The 1,893-nt window shown below is 67.9% G+C and carries 2 protein-coding genes; both read right to left on the bottom strand.

Going from position 1 to position 1,893, the window contains the following annotated elements; translation table 11 throughout:
- Positions 1–1,071 (bottom strand): GTPase/DUF3482 domain-containing protein (locus I6U14_RS10390; protein ID WP_296899097.1); only part of this gene is annotated, 1,071 nt, incomplete at its 3' end.
- 86 nt (positions 1,072–1,157) lie between these two features.
- Positions 1,158–1,805, bottom strand: coding sequence for a DUF2868 domain-containing protein (locus I6U14_RS10385; protein ID WP_296899100.1), 648 nt, complete (start codon positions 1,803–1,805; stop codon positions 1,158–1,160).
- Positions 1,806–1,893: the final 88 nt, after the last annotated feature.

Raw genomic sequence — 1,893 nt, 5'->3', positions numbered from 1 at the left:
GACGGTACGCTGGAGGTCCATCTTGGCCAGGGCCGCGCCGCCGAGGACGCCGAGCGCGCCGCCGACCACGCCACCGATGAGCGCGGCGGTGCCCAGGGACAGTCCGCCAAGGCCGATATCGATGGCGCCGCCCGACACCGCGCCGGCGGCGGCGCCGGCCAAGGCCAGCTGACGCTGCTTGAGCCCAAGTGCCGCTCCAACCTCGTCCGAAAACAGATCTTTGGCCAGCAACGAGGACGGTGGCAGGTCCCAGACGTTGTGCCTGAAGTGCTTGCGGATGGCCTGCTGGGCGTCCACCTCTAACTGCCGCAGCGCTTGCTGCAGGGCCAGGGTCAGCTGCTGCTGGATGGCATCGCGCTGATCGTCGGAGACGATGTCGTCCACCTTAACGACGCGGGTGACACGCTTGGACAGGGCGTCCTTGAGCAGCTGCATGATGGTGTCGGCGCACTGCTCGATGCGCCGGTCCCAGTCCGCCTCGAATGCGCGAATGGTCTCGTCGAGCATCGGCTCCCAGCGTTGGTCGATGGTCTTGAGCGCCCCGAGCAGGGCAATGCGCTCGGCGTAGGTGGCGCGGTGGGCGTTGAATTCGCGCACCGAGTTGAAGGACTTGTTCAGTGCGTCCTGCCAGGCCGGCATGTGTTTGGCGACATCGGTCAGGTTGTTCAGGATGGCCATGCGCGGCCGACCGGTGAGCCGCAGCAGTTCCATCTCCGTGCGATCCTTTTCCTTGATTCGCTTGGAGCCGTCTACCACCAGGATGATGCCGGCGCCCTCGGCCACCGGGCGCAGCAGGGCGCAGTCGTGGCTGAACATCCGGTCATCGCCGTGCTCGGCGACGAAGGCGCCTGCCAGGTCCGGCTCGTCGGCGTGGGCCTGAAACCACTCGAGGATGGCGCTCGGGTTCTGGAAGCCGGGGGTATCGATGAATCTCAGGACGGTGCGGCCGTCGATGATGACCGGATAGTCGTCGGTCGTGGTGGTGGTGCCCGCACGCTTGTCGATGGCGATGCGGTCATTCTCCGTGAGCGTGGCGACCACCGAGGACTTGCCCGCGTTCGGGTGCCCCATGATGGCGAGAACCGGTGTGCTCGCGGTCGCGGTCGTCGACCCGGGCGCTGCTCTGCGTTGGGCCGCTGCGCGGCTCCTGGTTGCCATTATTCGGCCTCCTCTGCCGGGCCGGCCAGCATCTCCAGCCGCAGATAGGGATCGCCCAGCTGTTCGATCTTGCGCTGCCAGTCTTGGAACTCGAACTCCGGCAGCGGGGGCAGGGGGTCATCGCCGTCTGGATCGCCCACGAGTGCGAGTACGACTTGCGCATGTTCGCCCGCGGCCGCCCGCACCGCACGCAGAAAGCGCAAGGTCTCGGTGATGGGCGGTTGCGAGCCGTCCGCAAGAAGTGCGACGCGCGCCGGCGGCGCGAGCCAGTCGGCGTTCTCGATGCTTGCCAGCGCGCCCTTGGCCTGCGCACTCCCGCCGCCGAAGGTCGCGGAGCTGTGCACGCGCCAACCGCTGAGCCCTCGCAGCAGCTGTTGCAGCCGCGTCTGGTCCGCGTTGCCGAGCACGTCCGCGACGTCGACATGCAGCAGCAACACGCAGGCATCGGCGGCAACAGCACTGGTCGATGACGCTGCACCGAGGTCGGCCCCGCCGCGACGGTGTTGGGTTGGTGCCCGTCCCGGCTCTGTTCGTGGCTCTGGTTGTGGCCCTGATTCTGGCCCTTTTGCTGGATCAGATGTCGGCTCCGGCCGGGACCCGGGGGTCTTCGCCGATCGCGTCGCCGGCCGCGCGGCGGATGGTTGCATCGATGGGGTCGACGCCGGTGGACTCGGCGCCTTTGCCGCTGGCTCTTCTGCATCCGGCGTGGGTTTGGCGGTGGGTTTAGCCTTGGAT

This window comes from Thiohalocapsa sp., assembly GCF_019695415.1.
In the GTDB taxonomy this organism is placed as follows: Bacteria; Pseudomonadota; Gammaproteobacteria; order Chromatiales; family Chromatiaceae; genus Thiohalocapsa.
The sequence above is the reverse complement of the archived record's forward strand: the minus strand, read 5'-3'. Positions and strand labels throughout refer to the sequence as shown.

Excerpts from the sequence above, each read along its gene's own strand:
- I6U14_RS10385 (WP_296899100.1), bottom strand. The coding sequence starts at position 1,805 with ATGCAACCATCCGCCGCGCGGCCGGCGACGCGATCGGCGAAGACCCCC.